The sequence below is a fragment of the Streptomyces sp. SM1 genome (assembly GCF_002910825.1).
GTDB classification, from domain to species: domain Bacteria; phylum Actinomycetota; class Actinomycetes; order Streptomycetales; family Streptomycetaceae; genus Streptomyces; species Streptomyces okerensis.
Genome location: NZ_NEUB01000918.1, coordinates 1 through 17,156, shown reverse-complemented (window position 1 = coordinate 17,156; position 17,156 = coordinate 1). Strand labels below are relative to the sequence as shown.

General features: G+C 67.4%; 22 protein-coding genes and 1 pseudogene. All 23 read left to right on the top strand.

The annotated features are described in order from the left end of the window. The first annotated feature begins 66 nt into the window (after positions 1–66). Positions 67–3,240: a hypothetical protein gene (locus B9S61_RS31290; protein WP_103545219.1), complete on the top strand. Its 3,174-nt coding sequence runs from the start codon at positions 67–69 to the stop codon at positions 3,238–3,240. Positions 3,241–3,418: 178 nt separating this feature from the next. Next, entirely contained in the window at positions 3,419–3,736 is a 318-nt protein-coding gene (locus tag B9S61_RS31285; RefSeq protein WP_006378714.1) for a hypothetical protein, read from the top strand. Then, entirely contained in the window at positions 3,736–4,050 is a 315-nt protein-coding gene (locus B9S61_RS31280) for a VRR-NUC domain-containing protein (protein WP_006378588.1), read from the top strand. Before B9S61_RS31285 ends, B9S61_RS31280 begins: the two co-directional genes overlap by 1 nt. Further along, the gene (locus tag B9S61_RS31275) at positions 4,047–4,340 is read left to right on the top strand and encodes a hypothetical protein (RefSeq protein ID WP_030213961.1); all 294 of its coding nucleotides are present in this window, start codon (positions 4,047–4,049) and stop codon (positions 4,338–4,340) included. Before B9S61_RS31280 ends, B9S61_RS31275 begins: the two co-directional genes overlap by 4 nt. Next, complete coding sequence (locus B9S61_RS31270) at positions 4,337–4,720, top strand: hypothetical protein (RefSeq protein WP_006379146.1); 384 nt, start codon at positions 4,337–4,339, stop codon at positions 4,718–4,720. Before B9S61_RS31275 ends, B9S61_RS31270 begins: the two co-directional genes overlap by 4 nt. Before the next feature lie 226 nt (positions 4,721–4,946). After that, entirely contained in the window at positions 4,947–6,161 is a 1,215-nt protein-coding gene (locus B9S61_RS31265) for a hypothetical protein (protein ID WP_006378876.1), read from the top strand. Between the two features lie 172 nt (positions 6,162–6,333). Beyond that, positions 6,334–8,202, top strand: a complete 1,869-nt coding sequence (locus tag B9S61_RS31255; protein ID WP_258039955.1) for a DEAD/DEAH box helicase — start codon at positions 6,334–6,336, stop codon at positions 8,200–8,202. 66 nt (positions 8,203–8,268) lie between these two features. Beyond that, on the top strand, positions 8,269–8,619 hold the full coding sequence (locus B9S61_RS31250) for a hypothetical protein (RefSeq protein WP_006378939.1): 351 nt from the start codon (positions 8,269–8,271) through the stop codon (positions 8,617–8,619). 560 nt (positions 8,620–9,179) lie between these two features. Next, positions 9,180–9,314 (top strand): hypothetical protein, encoded by a 135-nt coding sequence (locus B9S61_RS42810; protein ID WP_258039954.1) that lies wholly within the window; start codon positions 9,180–9,182, stop codon positions 9,312–9,314. Between the two features lie 43 nt (positions 9,315–9,357). Next, complete coding sequence (locus tag B9S61_RS31240) at positions 9,358–9,948, top strand: hypothetical protein (protein WP_006379166.1); 591 nt, start codon at positions 9,358–9,360, stop codon at positions 9,946–9,948. A 58-nt stretch (positions 9,949–10,006) separates the two neighbouring features. After that, positions 10,007–10,342: a glutaredoxin domain-containing protein gene (locus tag B9S61_RS31235; RefSeq protein WP_006378589.1), complete on the top strand. Its 336-nt coding sequence runs from the start codon at positions 10,007–10,009 to the stop codon at positions 10,340–10,342. Beyond that, positions 10,339–10,785 carry a hypothetical protein gene (locus B9S61_RS31230; RefSeq protein WP_006379220.1) on the top strand — a complete coding sequence of 149 codons (447 nt, stop codon included), beginning with the start codon at positions 10,339–10,341 and terminating at the stop codon, positions 10,783–10,785. Before B9S61_RS31235 ends, B9S61_RS31230 begins: the two co-directional genes overlap by 4 nt. Positions 10,786–10,821: 36 nt before the next feature. Next, the gene (locus B9S61_RS31225; RefSeq protein ID WP_103545217.1) at positions 10,822–11,313 is read left to right on the top strand and encodes a hypothetical protein; all 492 of its coding nucleotides are present in this window, start codon (positions 10,822–10,824) and stop codon (positions 11,311–11,313) included. A 14-nt stretch (positions 11,314–11,327) separates the two neighbouring features. After that, on the top strand, positions 11,328–11,951 hold the full coding sequence (locus B9S61_RS31220) for a SufD family Fe-S cluster assembly protein (RefSeq protein ID WP_006379078.1): 624 nt from the start codon (positions 11,328–11,330) through the stop codon (positions 11,949–11,951). A 63-nt stretch (positions 11,952–12,014) separates the two neighbouring features. Next, the gene (locus tag B9S61_RS31215) at positions 12,015–12,254 is read left to right on the top strand and encodes a hypothetical protein (protein ID WP_006378843.1); all 240 of its coding nucleotides are present in this window, start codon (positions 12,015–12,017) and stop codon (positions 12,252–12,254) included. A gap of 244 nt (positions 12,255–12,498) precedes the next feature. After that, positions 12,499–12,816: a hypothetical protein gene (locus tag B9S61_RS31210; RefSeq protein ID WP_006379127.1), complete on the top strand. Its 318-nt coding sequence runs from the start codon at positions 12,499–12,501 to the stop codon at positions 12,814–12,816. After that, the gene (locus B9S61_RS31205) at positions 12,813–13,181 is read left to right on the top strand and encodes a hypothetical protein (protein ID WP_006379244.1); all 369 of its coding nucleotides are present in this window, start codon (positions 12,813–12,815) and stop codon (positions 13,179–13,181) included. Before B9S61_RS31210 ends, B9S61_RS31205 begins: the two co-directional genes overlap by 4 nt. 155 nt (positions 13,182–13,336) lie before the next feature. Further along, complete coding sequence (locus B9S61_RS31200; protein WP_006378740.1) at positions 13,337–13,933, top strand: hypothetical protein; 597 nt, start codon at positions 13,337–13,339, stop codon at positions 13,931–13,933. Positions 13,934–14,160: 227 nt separating this feature from the next. Then, positions 14,161–14,382, top strand: a pseudogene (locus B9S61_RS42805) (AAA family ATPase); the annotation flags it as partial. 183 nt (positions 14,383–14,565) lie between these two features. Then, positions 14,566–14,907: a hypothetical protein gene (locus B9S61_RS42800; RefSeq protein WP_258039958.1), complete on the top strand. Its 342-nt coding sequence runs from the start codon at positions 14,566–14,568 to the stop codon at positions 14,905–14,907. Positions 14,908–14,955: 48 nt separating this feature from the next. After that, positions 14,956–16,419, top strand: a complete 1,464-nt coding sequence (locus B9S61_RS31190; RefSeq protein ID WP_219819982.1) for a replication-associated recombination protein A — start codon at positions 14,956–14,958, stop codon at positions 16,417–16,419. Next, entirely contained in the window at positions 16,416–16,565 is a 150-nt protein-coding gene (locus tag B9S61_RS41195) for a hypothetical protein (RefSeq protein ID WP_006378903.1), read from the top strand. The genes B9S61_RS31190 and B9S61_RS41195 overlap by 4 nt, the downstream gene beginning before the upstream one ends. Before the next feature lie 33 nt (positions 16,566–16,598). Next, on the top strand, positions 16,599–17,156 hold a 558-nt coding region (locus B9S61_RS31185), incomplete at its 3' end, for a hypothetical protein (RefSeq protein WP_146065003.1).

The window sequence follows — 17,156 nt, the reverse complement described above, 5'->3', positions numbered from 1 at the left end:
GGCCGCGCGCGCCTCCTCCCCAGACGCCGGCCGTGATGGTCGGACCGACGAAAGGAGATCCCCATCATGACCACACAGCGAACACCCGTCACGGCCTCGAAGGCGCGCTTCACCTTCTACGACATCGAGTCGTTGTCGGACGTCTTCACTCTGTGCGCCTACACCCCGCGGCCGGGCAGAGCCGTCGACGACCTGGAGATCTTCTTCCTTGCCGACAACCAGCAGCTCTCCGACGCCGTGGACCCGCAGGCGCTCTATGAAGCCGTGGTGCGCTCCAACCCGGGCCTGCCCGCGGTGAGCGTCCAGCTGTGGAACCTGCGCGGCGAGCGGGGCAACCTCCGCCTCGCCGAGCTGATGGGCCTCTCGAACGCCGACCAGGTCAACGACCGCAGCGAGGTCTCGTCCTATCCGGCGAGCCTGCGCCCGGTCTGCGACACGGATCCCGAGTACGACCCGCTGAAACACCCGTTCCTGGCCGGGTACAACTCGCTGAACTACGACATGACCATGCTCGCGCTGTACCTGATGGAGACCTTCCCGGCTCCGCACTCCGGTCGTCTTGTCCAGCCGACCACCGCGCGCGAGATGCGCGAGCACAACGACAAGCTGTTCAACGAGCACATCGAGTACATGCCCGGCTACCTCGGCTGGGACGGCCCGGCCGCCAAGATCCGCCGCGCCATGATGCACTCGGGCCGGCACCTGGACGTCGCCCGTCTCAACGAGCTGCAGACCAAGGTGAGCCTCAAGCGCCTGCTCGGGATGCTCGGCCGCCAGATCAAGGAGTCCGACAAGCTCAGCCACGACACCTCGATCGCCGCGATCGAGGATCTCTACGAGCTGCTGGCCTACAACGTCTCCGACTGCCTGGGCCTGGCCCAGCTCTTCCAGCACCCGGCCTACGCCAGCAACTTCGACCTCAAGGCCGGTCTGCTGGCGCAGTACTCCGAGACCGTCTACGCCAAGAACGGCTCGGTGCGCCGGGACCGCCTGACCATCGACTCGTCCTCCGCGAAGTTCGTCGGCCGCATCCTCGCGCCGTACACCTCGCTGAACGACATCGAGGCCGTGTCGTTCCTCTATCCGGCCAAGGAGGTGGCCGAGGAGCAGGGCATCTCCCAGGTCAACGTGCTCGACGAGTGCGTGCGCTTCTTCGAGGACAACGTGGCCCCCGACCCTGCCAAGGACCCAGCCGCGACGCCGGCACAGGCGAAGGCGCACCGCCAGTTCATGCAGGTCGTCAATTACTACCGTTCGATCGAGGGACAGAACTTCAACGACTCCGAGGAGTACCGCGACCTGTTCGACCTCCCGGCCAAGTCCCTGCGCGAGCTGCCGAAGGCACCGAACAACGTGCCCTACTTCCACCGTGACGCCTCTCCGTCATCGTGCTTCGCCACGTTCAGCACAGGCGGCATCCACGGAGCCGAGGCAGACATGACAGTCTTCGACGCCGACTCCTTCGAGCACCGAGAACAGGCAGCGATGATCGGCCTCGCCAAGCTCTTCTACCCGGATGCGAAGGACTTCGTCGCCGAGGCCAAGCGCCAGCACAACCTGCTCGCGCTGCCCGACGGCACGGCTGTCGACAAGCGGCTCGTGCTGCTGGGCTCGGACCCGAAAAAGGTGAAGTACCGCAAGTCGAAGAAGGGCGACCAGGACCAGGCTGAGCAGCTCGCGCGTGCGCAGGCCCAAGTGCCGGATCCGGCCCAGCTGCTGGACACGCAGCGCCCGGACACCGAGGCGATGCACGTGCGCCTGGCCGACGGGACCGTGCTCGACGGCAAGATAGTCCTGGCCGTCACCTCGGCGGTCAAGGCCGTCTATCGCGATGAGCCGGCGAAGAAGGCCCCCACGCTGTTCACTGCGAAGGCCGACAAATCCACCAAGCTGCACCCGAAGTTCGCACGGACCTCGGCAGGCCTCGTCATCCATGAGGACTTCACGAGCTACTACCCGAACCTGCTGCGCAACATGAGGGCGTTCTACAACCCCGAGCTGGGCGCGGACCGCTACACGACGATCTTCTTCGAGAAGGAGCGCCTGGGCTTCGAGATGAAGAAGCCGGGTATCTCCTCCGAGGAGAAGGCCCGGCTCACGACCCTGCGCAACGGCACGAAGCTGATCCTCAACTCGGCCTCTGGAGCTGCTGACGCCGCGCACCGGACCCCGATCAGGATGAACAACCGCACCATCTCGATGCGGATCGTCGGCCAGCTGTTCAGCTGGCGGATCGGGCAGGCCCAGACGCTGGCCGGTGCGCGGATCATCTCGACGAACACCGACGGCCTCTACTCCGTCGTCGGCGGCGAGAACGGCTTCGATGAGACCACCAACAACCGGGTGCTCGCCGAGCAGCAGGCCGCCATCGGCATCGACATCGAACCGGAGCTGATGTTCCTCATCAGCAAGGACTCGAACAACCGGCTCGAGCTGGAGTCGCCCAGTGAGGACCGGAGCGTCGCCGACAGCCCGATCATCACCGCCTCCGGCGGGACGCTGGCCTGCCACGCGGGTCCTACCCCGACGAAGTCGCTGGCCCACCCGGCCGTGATCGACTTCGCCCTGGCCCGCTACCTGCAGACCGTCGCCAGCAGGGGAGAGGAGGCTCTCGCCGAGCCGTTCGATCCTGTGCTGGGCCGGAAGATGATCGAGGAGGCGATCGACCCGGCCGATCCCGTGCGGACGCTGCTGCTGTTCCAGAACGTCCTCGCCGCCTCGCGCGGATCAATCACCTACCCGTTCGCCGCCGACCCGGTCAGCGCCGCGCCCGACCGTGACGACAACGAGGACGCCGATGCGCAGCTGGTGAACCCGCGGGCCCTGCAGATGGTCAACCGGGTCTTCATCGTCCACGACGGCACTGATGGTGCCGTGAGCCTGCACAACGCCGGCGCATGGAAGGTGAACCCGGCCAGCCAGGGCAAGCGCCGCGAGTCCGGCAGCGCCGGGGTGCGACGTGACCCGATCGCGCTGGAGATCCTGCGTCACCACGGGTGGGCGAAGAACCGCAGCGAGGCCAGCATCTCCGACGGCCTCACGCTGCTGCCCGATAACCAGGACGTCGTGATCCGCCGGATCAACGGCATCGACCCGCACTGGTCGGTAATCGTCGTCAACGACGACCTCCGCGCACTGCCGGCCGCCCGAGTCGAGCAGCTCATCGGGGCGCTCGATCTCGGCATCTACACCCGAATGCTCGACGAGACGTTCACCAAGAACTGGAAGAACGCCGCCTGATCAGCTCCCCGCTCCACCATCGGACCGCAGGGTGCCGGGCCGTGCCGACACGACGCTGCTCGGGGCCCGATTCGAATTTCGGATGAAGGCGAGTCTTGCTCGCCATGGCAAGAGAATCGAGGAACGTCATGTTCCAGACCACACTTCCCGTCCGCACCGTTGAGGGGGGCGACGAGTTGTGAGTGCCGCGACCGACACCTCCGCCGAGGACGACGACGCCCAGGTCCAGCAGGAAAAGAACACGACCCGCGAGGGCATCCTGGTCTGCCCGGGTCAGATCTGGGAGGACCTCGACACCCGGCAGAACCAGCGCCGCGTCGTCGTCGAGTTCGTCAAAAACGGCAGGGCCCGGGTCCGGGCCCACTACGGCACGAGGCGCTCGACCATCAGCGTCTCCCGGATGCACAAGCACTCCTCGGGCTTCCGCCTCGTCGATCCCAGTGAGCTGAAGTACGGCGTGCCGACGGTCTCCTCGGACGAGACGGCACAGCGCTGATGGCTCGCACGCGAGAGAGCACCATCGAGGACTATCTCCTCAGCCAGTGCCGGGCGCACGGCTTCCTGTGCCTGAAATTCGTCTCACCAGCCCGCGGGGGAGTGCCCGACCGGATCGTCGTCGCCCCCCGCGGCACCGTGTTCGTCGAGGTCAAACGCCCCGGCGGCCAGCTGCGGAAGCTGCAACAGCTCACGCACGCCAAGCTGCGCCGCCACGGCGCCGAGGTTCACGTCGTCGACGACAAGGCGAGCGTCGACGTCTTCATCGCGCACCTCCTCAAGACCTCATCCGACCAACAGGGAGCAGCACCATGACCCACACATACATAGCCGCGGCCCGGCAACCGCAGTATGAGACCAAAGACTCCGGCCAGCGCGACGAGTTCTCCTCCGGGATGCTGCGCGAGCCCGACACCGTCTTCATCAGCCTGTACGTCGTCGGCTACGCCACCACCGTGATCGGCCTGGTAAATGGGCACATGGCGCAGATCAACGCGCAGACGGACGTCGCGCAGACGTGGTGGGCCCGCAAGCAGGGCCGCGAGAGGTGCAGCGTCCACGACGCCAACCGGCGCACGGCCCGCTGCTCGGGGCGTGCCGCATGAGCACTCGCGATCGGATCATCAATCACCCCGGAGTGCTCGCCACTGCCGACGCAGAGATCGTCGAACTGCTGGATGGGTACCGCACTGAGGTCATCCAGAAGTGCATCGGCCGACTCCGTGCCATCCCGGTCACCTGTACCGCCCTCACCGGACCCATCTGGTACGGCACTGGCTGGAACGACGCGATCACCCAGCTCGAGGAGATCGCCGACTACCAGACGCCAGACGACGAGGCCTACGTCGGCGAACTCGAACTGCTACGCGCCCTCGCCCTCAACGTGCGTGCCGCCGCCCGCCGAGGCGACCTCAGCCACGTCCAGCAGCTCAGCGACCAGCATCACCAGGCTGACAAGGACGCCCGCAACAAGGTGCGGCAGTAGAACCCCACCGTCATCAACACCGCACTGAACGAGCAGGACGGACAGGTTGGCGCAGTCGAGCAGCCTGACGACCCGGTGGCAGTGCTGCAACGCGTGCGCGAAGCCCTCGGGCCCGACCCGCGGGTCCGCAACCTTCCCGCCCTGAGCACTTCGAACTGACCATCCGCTCGCCCCGGGTCGGCGCACCCGCCCGCGCCGGCCCGACTTCCACCACCAGAGGAGACCCATGAACAGCCCGGTCCTGCAGGCGTTCCCGGCATTCCGGCTGCGCCCGCCCGCCGACGGCTCCGCATCGGCCGAAGTCGTCGACGCCAACGACGTAGTCGTGGGCCAGGTCGACGCCGCCGGCGGCGCCTACCGCGGCCGCGTCGGAACGGATGTCGGCCCCCGGCGCACGGACGCTCCGCGGGCGGCCGAGGACGTCGGGGTCTTCCATATCGCCCTGCACGCCACGGCCGACGCAGAGCACCAGCCGTACTCCAGTGTCTCCGAGGCCCGGGCCGCGCTCTCCCCCATTCCGCTCCAGCGCCAGGAGATCGTCGACTCCGCCGCCCGCGCCTACTTCTTCCACGCCCTGCGCCAGCCGCACGTGGCCGCGATCCTCGACGGCCTGGAGGCCATCGTGCGGGAGCACGACGCGTCCGGTACCCGCGGCGGATGCCTGCGCGTCGTCCGCCTCCTGGACCAGGTCCGTGAACCCGCCCGGGCCCTGCTCTCCGACGCCACCGGCGACGAACGTGAATGGATGGCCTTCCCCCTCGCCCGCCTGCTGGCCTTCACCGAACTGGCCACCGCCCGCCTCGGCGCCACCGCGTCGAAGCCGCCCTCCGACCTCGACGGCCCCTTCCCCGACCCCCACGCCGCCGACCAGGCCCTCGCCACCGCCTTCCGCACCTACCGCGACGTCCAGTCCGGCACCCGCACCCTGGCCTCCCTGCCTGATGACACCCTCCACGCGCTCGCCGCCCTCGACGCAGCGGCGGCCCAGCTGCCCAGCGGCCCCTGCGCGAAGAACCGGGCCGACTGCCGAGCGGCCGCCTCCGCCCTGGACGAACTGGCCACCGCGGCCCGCAGCGTCGAAGCCTCCGCCCCCGATACCGCGCCTGAAGTCCGCGCCCTCGCCCAGGAACTGTCCGCCATCGCCACCGACACCAGTGCTCGGCTGGAGTCCACGGCGCTCCTGCTCGAGGACGCCGGCCGCCACGGCAGCGTCCGCACGATCCTCAGCGCCCTCCAGGACGCCGAGCTGGGCCGCGAGACCGACGCCGGCACCCGCTCGGTCCGCGTCGACGACACCGAGACCGGACCGATCCGGTACACGGAGAACGGCCGCTGGACCGGACCCGGCATCACCGACCCCTACCACTCCCCCGAGGGCGCCGCAGCAGCACTCATCAACACCTTCCGCGCCCGGCAGGCCACCGCCCGCACCCGCGCCTGACGGCGTCCTCGACCGCCCCCTGGAGCCAACGCGCGTCACGCAGCTCGAAGCGAGGGTCGCCGAGCTGGAGACCGAGGTCGCGCAGCAAAAATAGAGAGCCGACGAGGCCCATCCCCGACTCGCCCCTATGCAAGAGGCCTTCCATGCCTGACCACTCACTCGAAGAGAAGGGATGACCAGCGACATGACTACGGCTACTGCTCCGTCCCCGATCTCGCTGATGCCGCATCAGCAGCAGATCCACGACTTCCTCGTTGACCACCCTTTCGCAGGTGCATGGGTCCCCGTAGGTGGCATGAAGACGCTCAGCACCCTCGCGGTACTACAGACGATCCGCCCGATGGGTCACATCCTCGTCATAGCGCCCGTGGCGATCGCCCGCTCCACCTGGATCGACGAGATCGAGAAGTGGGGCTTCCCCATCCGGACGAAGTCGCTCATCGTCGACGAGAACGACAGGAAGCTCTCCAAGGCCAAGCGCCTGAAGCGCTTCCAGGAAGTCGCCACAGATCCGCCGACGATGTACTTCATCAACCAGGAGCTGCTGACTCAGCCGTCCCAGGAGACGAAGCTGATCACGCCAGTGCCAGGCGCAGTGCCTGCCCCGACCGTCTCACCGGAGGCGACGGCGATCCTGGGTCTGCTCCAGGCACGGGGGCCACTGGGCCGAGACGAGCTGATCGACGAATACCGTGCTCTGGTCGCCGGCAACGCCAACAACCGGGTCCCCGCCAAGGCCAAGATCCGCGCCTGGATTCAGGAGTTGCTCAAGTCGGCCCTGGTGGCGTGGGAAGCCTATGACTGCCGAACCTGTTCCGGCGCAGGCTGCGCTCAGTGCCGCTTCGGTCTGGTCGACCAGCTGCCGGTCCAGAACATCAACGGCCAGAACACCATCATCTGGCCCTTCCAGACGGTCATCATCGACGAGTCCCAGGGTTTCAAGTCGCACAACTCGCAGCGCTTCCTGGCCCTGGCAACGGTGCGGCCGGCCATGACCCGGCTCATCGAGCTGACGGGAACACCGAGCCCGAATGGTCTCCACGACCTGTGGAGCCAGATTTACCTGCTCGACCAAGGCCAAGCGCTCGGCCGGGATATCACCCAGTTCCGCAACCGGTGGTTCGTCCCGAAGATGGTTCCCGGTACGACGACGCCGGCGAAGTGGATCCCCACGGCGAACGCCGAGGCCGAGATCCATCAGGCCATCTCGCACCTGGTGATGAGCGCGCAGAACACCACACTGATCTTGCCATCGCTCACCATCCAGGACGTCAACGTCACGCTCCCGCCTGACCTGCTTCAGGCTTACAAGGAATTCAAGCGTGACCTGGTCCTGGACATCGTGCGGACCTACACCGACGACGACGGAAAGGTGACACAGAGCGTCGAGTCGATCATCGCCGAGAATCAGGCGGTGCTTACCAGCAAGCTCATGCAGTTCGCTTCGGGCACGCTCTACACTGCGGATCCCGACGACCCGGCCACGAAGGGCCGGTACGAGGTCATCCACGACAAGAAGCTCGAGATGGCCGAGTACCTCGTGCGCAACAATGGCGGCGAGCCCGTGCTCATCGCCTATCACTTCAAGTCGGACAAGGAGCAGCTGCTTACGAGGCTCCGGAAGGTCGGCATCGACGCGCAGGCCTTCGACGGCTCGCGCGACACGGTCCGCCGGTGGAACGCCAAGCAGATCCCGGTGATGCTGCTCCACCCCGCCGCCGCGGGGCACGGCCTGAACCTGCAGCACGGCGGCTCGACAATGATCTGGTACACGCTGCCGTTCTCGCTCGAGCACTACATGCAGACGAACGGTCGGCTGCACCGCCCCGGCCAGCAGCGGCCAGTGATCATCCACCGGCTCATCGCCAAGGGAACGCAGGACGAGCGGATGCCCTCGGTGCTCGCCGGCAAGCAGCAGGTCCAGGACGACCTCATCCAGGCCGTGTCCGGGGGCTTCAACGCCGAGCAGGCACTCCTCGCCGCCCTGGAAGAAGAGATCCGCGAGGACCTCAACGACCTCTGGGCTTCCGAGCGGGTCTGATACCCGTACCCATCCGACGACGGCCCCGCTCCCGGCGGCCCACACCCCGCATCCGAAGGGACCGACATGCCCCAGCCCCCGAGTACCACCAGCACCCGTGACCAGGAGCACACCATAGACGTTGTACGCGTCGTCGTTCGGCTGCGTGGCGAGCAGGAGCCGGAGGACCCGACCTACGTAACCTTCGAGCTCGATCTCCTCGGAGCACCGCTACCGCAGGACAGCGATGTGATCTGCCTCGGCAGCTACCACTTCCAGGTGCGAAGCAGGCGCTACCACGTATCGACCGCCCAACACGAGCCCCCGAAGGTGGTGCTTCACGTAGGGATCACGGGCCGCCGCCCGGCGGACCTCGTCACTGCTGCGGCACTCACACAAGACCTCAAGGCATACCCCTCAGTCGCTTCGATCCACTGAACAGCTCCGCCACGGCCCCGCGCCCGGACACCCGTCCCGGCCCGAGGCCGTCCCCGTACCCCGCTGCCCTTTACCGGCTAACCCGTACCCATCCGACGACGGCCCGGTTGTGATCCCACAGCCGGGCGGTCACTGCGGCGACCGCACACCGAACACGCATGATCAAGAAGAGGACTCCCTCATGAAGAAGATCACCGCCCTCCGGTGGAACAAGCACTTCGCGTCACGTTCCGATGGGTGACAGCGTGTCCCCCTAGGTTTCGCGCCCTACGGGCGCTGGCCTCGGGGGTCTGGGTCGGCATAGCCGACCCGGGTGCGGGATCGATACCGGAACGGGCCGGGTGTTCGTGCACCCGGCCCGTTCCCTTCTTGTCCATCGACGTCTCGTCAGTGGCGTTTCCGAGTCCCGGTGATGCACCGAGCAAGACGCGTCGCAGCCACCGGCCAGACGGGAGGCCGACGCTGATCGCCGATGCCCCGGGCAAGACACCGATGAGGCCCCTCAGTGCACCAGCTGGGACACGCATCGGCCGCCAACCAGACACCAAGGAGGCTCGCTGATGCAGGCCTACAACACCACCCGCCAGACCTACGCCTCGTGGGAAGACCGGCTGGCGACCAAGACGAGCGGCTTCGCCGTCGCGCAGGGCTATGCCGACTACATCGCGCGTCTGAGCCACCACCTCGCCGGCTGACCCAGGCACACCCTCCTGACCGGCCTCTGGAAGGAGCGCAATCATGCCCTTCGAGATCTATCGCCCTGACCTGCGCCAGTCGCGGCGCAAGCAGCGACCAGCGAAGCTCACCGTGCTCCACAGCGAGAACGGACGCTCGCAGATCACCCTGTCCGCGGGCACGCGGGACTGGCTCCGTCCCACGCCCGGCGACGCCGGTGCTCGCTGGCCGGGCAACATGCCAAAGATGAAGCTCATCGTCCTTGTGGACCGGGATGCCCGCAAGCTCATGCTGCAGCGTTGCGCCGACGACGAGACCGGCGAGCACGTCTACGAAGTCCGTGGGCTCAACTCCAACGGAACCGCATACATCACCGGGTGGAAGTTCGACGAAGCACTCGACATCGAAGCCGGCCACTACTTCTGTGAGCTGGTCCCTGACATGGCCGACGGCAGCGGCGGCACTGCACGCGCCGTCACCATCTCGATGGACGCCGGCGTGCCACCGAAGAAGAGGGGAACCTCCGCCCAGCGCACTCATGTGCAGCGGCATGCTGCCGATTCTCCCGCTGAGCCGACGACGGAGATCGACCGGCAGCGCATCAACGAGATCCGCGCTGTGCTCGACGAGGGCGTCACCGTCGTCGCGCCCTAGCTGCGCACCGTGCCTCCACACAGCCGCAGTCCCTCCCACGAGCCAGAAAGGCATCCGCATGCCCACCGTCAACAGCATGGACCTCCCGCAGACGGCGCGTGTTCTGCCGACGATCACGATCTACGGCCCGCGGGACTGCCCAAACTTCGACAAGGCCATACAGCTCTTCGAGCGCAAAGGCATCGCCTACACGAAGATCGACCTTGAGCCGGGCGACGAGAACCACCGCCACGTCACTGAGAAGCTCGGCTGCCAGCAGACCCCGGTGATCACCGTCAAGTTGGAGGGTCAGCGGACCGTCCACTGGGGCGGGCACCGCATGGACATGCTCATGGCCCTCGTCAGGCTCTGTGCCGAGGGCGTGGCGTCCGATCACAAAGAGGCTTCGCGATGACGGCCACCGAACCCACCATCAGCATCGAGCTGACCGAACGCCAGCAGAGCGTCACCATCGACGCGTTGTACGACAAATCCGCCGAGACCGACCGGTACCTCAGCTCCTACCGGGACACCGAAGAGCCCGGACCGCTCGACAGTTGCTGCGCGGCGCACCTCGCCCGCTTCGAGGAACGCAGCGCCCAGCGCGCGGACTTGCTTGAGCGCAAGCAACACGTCCGCAGCGCCATCGACATCGTCGACGGGGCTGTGCCTGCTGTCTGGGACAACGCAGTACCGCGGGCCCTCGCCGACGCGCTGCGCGACCGTGAAGACGACGAGTCGCTACGGGCGGCCGAGTGGCTGGCCGAGCACGAGAACGACGACGAGCTCTGGAGCCTCATCGGTGGCCTGCTCGATCGGATCACGGAATTCGCAGATCCGGAAGGAGGCCCGTCATGAGCATCGATGCCCCGCACATCCAAATGGAGCCCACACATGTTCCGTAACACCGACCGACCCAAGCCCGGTGACTACGTCATCGTCGCCGAGCCCGGCATCGACAAGGGCTACGAGTCCTGCGCGTCCCTGGCGATCGGCCGGGTGACCCGGCTCGCCGACGACGGTGAACCGCTGATCGTCTACGTCGGCAGCACCGACGAGACCCAGGTGACCTTCGGCGAAGAACTGGTCATCCCTCAGTCCGTGTTCGAACAGCTCACCGGGTGCGAAGAGATCTCCCTCCCCGACGCGGAACCGGACTCCGTCCACGACTACTTCGACCGTCCACTGCGCGCCGGCGACTCGGTGCTGATCCCGGAAGGAGCGACGGCGGACCGCATCGCGGCGAGGTCGCTCTCGATCACCGATGGCATCGCCGGGCGCACCGACACCATCGTCAGGATCGGCACCGACGGTCTCGTCGCCCTGGTCTCGCCCGACGCCGGCGACTTCCCCGCGGATCTGCTGATCCGCACCAACAAACGTTGACAGACAGGCACCCCATGACTTCTCTGACCGAGGCCGCCCCGCACATTCGCTCTCTCGTCGCCATGAAGGAGCACGCCGACGACGGCTGGAGCATCGCCGCCTCCATCGGCGCTGAGCCGTCGATGTACTTCCCCGAGCAGGACGGCAAGGCCGTCCCGGAGGAGGGCGCGTGGATCATCGTGGTCGAGGAGCCGATGACCGAGCTGCGCTCGAGGTTCCGCGTCCCCGAGCTGTCGATGTGGCGTGCCCGTCCCCACCAGCTGAACTCCGGCGCGATAACCGTCGGCCATGGCAAGCAGGCCGCCAAGGTGTACCCCAAGCAGGCGGTCATCGCCACGCCCCGGGGAGACCTGCACCTGTGGCCGCACGAGTACGTCGTCGCCGACCGCCCGATGGAGCTCGCGTCGGATCCCGAAGCGACCCTCAACTCGCTCGGAGGGGAGCCAGTGCTCGACGAAGAGGAGCTGTTCTACCTCATGAGCCGGGGCATCCAGCGCCACGAGGCCGTGATGCTTCTGTTCGACAAGGTGACGTCCCTCGACTTCGTCTACGTGACGTTTCCCAAGGAGGTCACTGACGTCCTCGCCGGCGCAGGGCAGAGCCTGCGCCGGCGCATGGCACTGAAGCCCCGCGCCTAACTCCACCATCACGCGCAGCATCCAACCCACATCACGCCCTTCTAGGGGAGGACTGCCCGCCCCATGGCCCGCACGCAGAAGATCACGCAGTACCAGGTTGACCAGTGGAAGAACACGCTGGAGCAGATGCTCGAAGAGGGCAACTTCAGGCAGGACGGCCGGCCGCTGAGCCCCGCAGGGGTCGCAGAGCGCAAGCAGGAGATCGCGATGCTCCGCGGGCTGAACACCCTTCGAGTGGGCCAGGTCGTCGACCTGGACACCGTGCAGCCCATCTACGCAGACACCAACAACGCCGACAGCTAGACCCAGGTCGCTTTCGATCCGAACAACGACGTGCACTTCGCCTCGGAGATGTCTCTGACCGCCGCCCAGGCAGTCGGCATTTTCCAGGGCATCGGAGAAGCAGACCAGCGCTGCGCCCAGACCCTTGAACGCTCCGACCTCCAAGTCAGCATCCGTGCCGCCCTGGCGAACCGTGAGCACCAGGTCATCGTTTTCCTGGGTCCCAACGAGGTGGCCGTCGGATCCACTGGCCACTTCTCGCCCAGTGGCCACAGCGCTACCCGCCGGCCCTACGACTGGGTCCCCCCACGACGTCAGCTTCACGCCGCGCGACGGCGAGGTCTTCACCTCGCACCACGGGCCGGCCAACGACGAGAAGCTCGTCGAACTGCTCGTCGCGGCGCTCGTCACCGAGTGCAGCACACCGGGGGAGAGCGACCTCCCGCACGGGCTGTGCGGCGACAAGGCCGATCATCAGCCGCACTCGTACATCAGCGGATCGCTGGGTGAGTTCCGGCTACCGTACGCGCCCGAGATCCAGCAGAGACCACACCCCGACACGAAGGAGCAGACTCGACCATGAGCATCCGCATCGACACCCTCGCCATGACCGTCCGCGACTCGGTGACGGATGCCGACGCCACCCGGGAAGACTGGATCCGGGCTATCAACCTTGCCTTCGACCAAGGCTCCGCCCCCGCCGAGCTCGACCCAACAACGGAGCGCGACACCGCGTGGCTCGTGAGCTGGGAGATCGACGCCGAAGGAGGCTCGGCTCTCGGAGCCGCGCGCCAGGTCTGGGCGGACATCTTCGGCCGCGACGGTGCCACCGACGGGGACACCTGTGTCTTCACCGTCGTTGACAAGGCGACGGGCCAGGCCGTGGTGATCGACCTTAGTGACTACGAGGGCCGCGACGCCAAGAGTCAGGTCGCCGAACCGCTCTGAAGCACAAGCGTTGGGCCGGCGCTGCCGGCTCGGGGGCGAAAGAAACACCCGCCTGCCGGTGGGGCCGTGCTGGAACGACCAGCCCAGCTCCACCGGCAGATTCGTTGCTGGCCCCAGCCATCTGCCGTACCCAACAAGCTCAAGGAGCAGCGCTCATGACCGATCACGACTGGGACAACCCGATCACCTGCGAGTCCGTCGGCGCGCAGCCACCCGAACACCCGAACGGGGAAAGCACCGTGTCCAGTACCGCGATTCCCGAGAAGCTCATACGCGCCGTCACCGACGCCTACCTGATGGCCCTCAGGCAGGGGGATCTTCACGCAGCGCTCGGACTCATGACGCAACTGGCCAACACGTACGGTCTGGTAGCCGTCCGCGGCCTCGCCGCCGAGCTCGCCATGAACCTTCACACCCACTGCCCGTCACGCTTCCGTACTGCCTTCGGCGGCGCGAACCTCTCCGCTCTCGCCCCCGCGGTGGACGACGACGCGCTCACCACCCTCGATGTCGCCTCCAAGACCAACCGCCTCATGGGGCGCGGGCAGGTCACAGCTGCCGACTTGGAGGACACCGAAGTCCAGATGCGCGTCACGGAAACCGTCCGCCACGTCGTTCAGGCGGCACTCAATGCCGCTGCTGGGCAAAGCAGTTCGGCTGTGGCCTCTCAGCTGGGCGCGCTGACCACACCCCGCGAGTTGTCTGCGGCCGTGGCCCTGCTCACCAACGGGTTCCGCGCCGTGCTGCCGTAGGCGCACGCCATGAGCCCCCGTGTCTGCCGCAAGGGCCATGGCCGCCCGATCCCGTTCGACTGCAAGTCCGGCGCCGGACACCCAGGAACGTGCAGCCCCTTCACCCACCGGCCCCACCCACCCGAGAACGCTGACGATCACGCTGCGCTCCTCGCTATGAGCAGGGAACGCCCGGACGCCAGCGCGAGTGCACGGGCACGCTCGGCCCCTGATTTCGCTTCACCTTCATGACGGACCTGGAGTGTCCTTGCATGCCCGCATTCCTGGAGCAGCCGACGTCGCTCGACCAGATCGTCGGACAGGCGCACCTCGTCTTCCCGGGCTCGCCGCTCGAACTGCTCGTGTCCGGCCGCGGCGCGACCTCAGTGCTCCTGTATGGCCCGCCCGGATGCGGCAAGACCACCATCGCCAGCATCGTCGCGCACCAAACGGGCCGCCGCTTCGTCCTGCGCGCTCTACACGGGTCCCGACGTCGGTGCGGAGTGGGCGGCACAGCCGCCCCGGACGACAGCATGAGATGCCGAGAAGCTCTGGAGGACCCGTGTTCCCCAGGGCTTCCGCATTCCTGCGACCCACCACGAGCACCACGAAGCACTGGACGTGCCAACACACGACAGGGGAGTGACAGCACAGTGCAGGACTTTACCGCCGGCAGGCCCCGTAGGAGCCCCAAGCCGAACCTGGCAAATCAGAACGTCACGTTCACCGGGCTGGACGTCGATGCCTACGACCCGAATGTGGCGGCCCTCAAGAAATCCATCGCTGGGAACCTCGCCCCGATGGGCGCAAACGGCATCACCTTCGCCGAGCCTGGTGAAATCACCGATGCCCGCAACCAGATCCAAGGGCGAGAAGACGCCTACATGCACGTGAGCGACGGCACATCCCATGGTTGCCTGTGCGGCTACACCGTGCAGCGCGACGCACCATCCGGAGCACCCGAGTGCCCCGTCTGCGTGCTTCTGGACGCCTGAACGACGCAGCCGCCGCGATGGCCGGCAGGAGACCGACGTGCCCTCCAATTGCCGCCGAGCTCCGGATCTCCGGCAAGACCGTGTACCGGGTGCTCAACAAGCTCCGCACGCAGGAAAAGGAGCCAGCGCAGGCCGCGCCGGCTGATCCCGTTCCAGCCGGCCGACCAGACGCAAGAGGAGGCTCCCTCCCGTCCGACCATCGACGAAAGGGGCCATCGTGTTCTCCAGCCGCCAGCCGCTGGCCGCCCGCATGCGGCCCACCTCGCTCGACCAGATGGTGGGCCAGGACACCTGATCTTCCCCGGCTCACCGCTGGAGCTGCTCGCCGGCGGACAGGGGGCCACCTCGGTCCTACTCTGGGGCCCGCCCGGGTCGGGCAAGACCACGGTCGCCAGCGCTATCGCGCATCAGACCAGCCGGTGCTTCGTCGAACTCTCGGCCACGTCCGCGGGCGTCGCCGACGTGCGCAAGACGCTGGCTGCTGCTCAGAAGACGCTGGACGCTGGCGAGCAGACGCTGGTGTTCATCGACGAGATCCACCGCTTCTCGAAGGCCCAGCAGGATGTGCTCCTGTCCGCCGTCGAGGCCGGGCTGATCTCATTTATCGGGGCAACGACCGAGAATCCGAGCTTCGCGGTCAACGCTGCGCTCGTCTCACGCTCGATCCTCATGGTGCTGCGACCCCTGGAGAGCCGTGACATCGTCGCACTCCTGGCGCGGGCGCTCGATGACGACCCGCAACTCAGCGCGACCGGAATCGGCGTCGAGGACGCTGCACTCGATGCGATCGCCGACCTCTCCAGCGGCGACGTCCGCCAGGCGTTGAACCGTCTGGAGACCGCTGTCGCCACGGCGCAGGCCGCCGGTAAGAGCACCATCAACCGTGAGGTGTTGGAGCAGATCACCGGATCCGTGCTGCAGCGCTACGACCGCGACCAGCACTACGACGTCATCTCGGCGTTCATCAAGTCGCTTCGCGGCTCGGATCCCGACGCTGCCCTGCACTGGCTGGCCCGGATGCTCGAGGCAGGGGAGGACCCGCGGTTCATCGCTCGCCGGCTGATCGTGCACGCCAGCGAGGACGTCGGCATGGCTGATCCGTCGGTGCTCTCCATCGCAGTGGCCGCCGCGCAGGCGGTCCAGCTGATCGGCATGCCCGAAGCCCGGATCAACCTCGCCCAGGCGACGGTCGCGATCGCCACGGCTCCCAAGTCGCCGGCAATCATCCGCGGTATCGACCAGGCGCTCGGAGATGTGCGGCGTGGCCGCACCGGGGAGGTCCCGGTGCATCTGCGCGATGCGCACTACCCGGGAGCCAAGGCCCTCGGCCACGGCCAGGGATACCTGTACCCGCACGACTTCGAGCACGGCGTCGTCACCCAGCAGTACCTACCTGACCGAGCGCTCGGCACGCAGTACTACGTGCCGACATCTAACGGCTTCGAACAAACCATCAGCCAGCGGCTGAGCGCTATCCGTAGCCTCACCGCGACCCAGGAGAACAGACCATGACCTACACCACTGTTGACCCGCCCTTCGTCACCGAGGACGACCTCACCGTCCAGTACGACGAGACCCGGTCGTCCCTGCCCCGGCGCCCCCGGCTGAGGCCCGCTGCTGTCGGAGGATCCGTTCGACGCACTGACGGCGTCGCTTGACGATCTCCGCTCGCATTGGGGGGAAGTGGTCTGATGAGCAGCAAGACGACGGCCGCCCACTTCGGGGCGGCCCCCCGCCCCCGGCTGGCGCTGGTCGCTGGCCCCCGGGTCATGGTCGGCTCGCAGGGCCCGGATAGCGACGCCGCGCGGACCATGGCCGATCTCGGCTGGTGTGCCGCGTTCGTGGACACGGTGCGGCTGGCTGTCACCGGTGGCCTGAAAGCCGACGCTTCCGGGTTCCGTGCGGTCGACGCGGACGGCCGTACAGGGCGGCGGGTCAAGGGTGAGCGGGTGCGGCTACTCGCCCGCTGCGGGTACCTCGCGCGTCACGCCTCGGGCCTGGTCGTGGCGACGGAGGACGGACACGAGGCGCTCAGGCTCGCCGAGGCTGCCGGGCCGGGCGTGCTGCGCGATGAGGCCGACGTCATGGCGTCGGTTCGCAAGGCCCGCCGCGCCCGCCAGTGGGACAGCCACGCTGGCCAGGACGCGCACGCCTTGCCGGTGCTCCCCGGGGGCGGTGAGGAACGCCGCCGCCTGGCCGTCGCCCGCAAGGGCGCGGAGCGGGCGGCCGTCGAGGCGGAGAAGACCCGC

What these genes read in the sequence shown, in the direction of transcription:
- B9S61_RS31290 (WP_103545219.1), top strand. Translation starts at nt 67, where the DNA reads ATGACCACACAGCGAACACCCGTCACGGCCTCGAAGGCGCGCTTCACC.
- B9S61_RS31280 (WP_006378588.1), top strand. Translation starts at nt 3,736, where the DNA reads ATGGCTCGCACGCGAGAGAGCACCATCGAGGACTATCTCCTCAGCCAG.
- B9S61_RS31275 (WP_030213961.1), top strand. Translation starts at nt 4,047, where the DNA reads ATGACCCACACATACATAGCCGCGGCCCGGCAACCGCAGTATGAGACC.
- B9S61_RS31270 (WP_006379146.1), top strand. Translation starts at nt 4,337, where the DNA reads ATGAGCACTCGCGATCGGATCATCAATCACCCCGGAGTGCTCGCCACT.
- B9S61_RS31265 (WP_006378876.1), top strand. Translation starts at nt 4,947, where the DNA reads ATGAACAGCCCGGTCCTGCAGGCGTTCCCGGCATTCCGGCTGCGCCCG.
- B9S61_RS31255 (WP_258039955.1), top strand. Translation starts at nt 6,334, where the DNA reads ATGACCAGCGACATGACTACGGCTACTGCTCCGTCCCCGATCTCGCTG.
- B9S61_RS31250 (WP_006378939.1), top strand. Translation starts at nt 8,269, where the DNA reads ATGCCCCAGCCCCCGAGTACCACCAGCACCCGTGACCAGGAGCACACC.
- B9S61_RS42810 (WP_258039954.1), top strand. Translation starts at nt 9,180, where the DNA reads ATGCAGGCCTACAACACCACCCGCCAGACCTACGCCTCGTGGGAAGAC.
- B9S61_RS31240 (WP_006379166.1), top strand. Translation starts at nt 9,358, where the DNA reads ATGCCCTTCGAGATCTATCGCCCTGACCTGCGCCAGTCGCGGCGCAAG.
- B9S61_RS31235 (WP_006378589.1), top strand. Translation starts at nt 10,007, where the DNA reads ATGCCCACCGTCAACAGCATGGACCTCCCGCAGACGGCGCGTGTTCTG.
- B9S61_RS31230 (WP_006379220.1), top strand. Translation starts at nt 10,339, where the DNA reads ATGACGGCCACCGAACCCACCATCAGCATCGAGCTGACCGAACGCCAG.
- B9S61_RS31225 (WP_103545217.1), top strand. Translation starts at nt 10,822, where the DNA reads ATGTTCCGTAACACCGACCGACCCAAGCCCGGTGACTACGTCATCGTC.
- B9S61_RS31220 (WP_006379078.1), top strand. Translation starts at nt 11,328, where the DNA reads ATGACTTCTCTGACCGAGGCCGCCCCGCACATTCGCTCTCTCGTCGCC.
- B9S61_RS31215 (WP_006378843.1), top strand. Translation starts at nt 12,015, where the DNA reads ATGGCCCGCACGCAGAAGATCACGCAGTACCAGGTTGACCAGTGGAAG.
- B9S61_RS31205 (WP_006379244.1), top strand. Translation starts at nt 12,813, where the DNA reads ATGAGCATCCGCATCGACACCCTCGCCATGACCGTCCGCGACTCGGTG.
- B9S61_RS31200 (WP_006378740.1), top strand. Translation starts at nt 13,337, where the DNA reads ATGACCGATCACGACTGGGACAACCCGATCACCTGCGAGTCCGTCGGC.
- B9S61_RS41195 (WP_006378903.1), top strand. Translation starts at nt 16,416, where the DNA reads ATGACCTACACCACTGTTGACCCGCCCTTCGTCACCGAGGACGACCTC.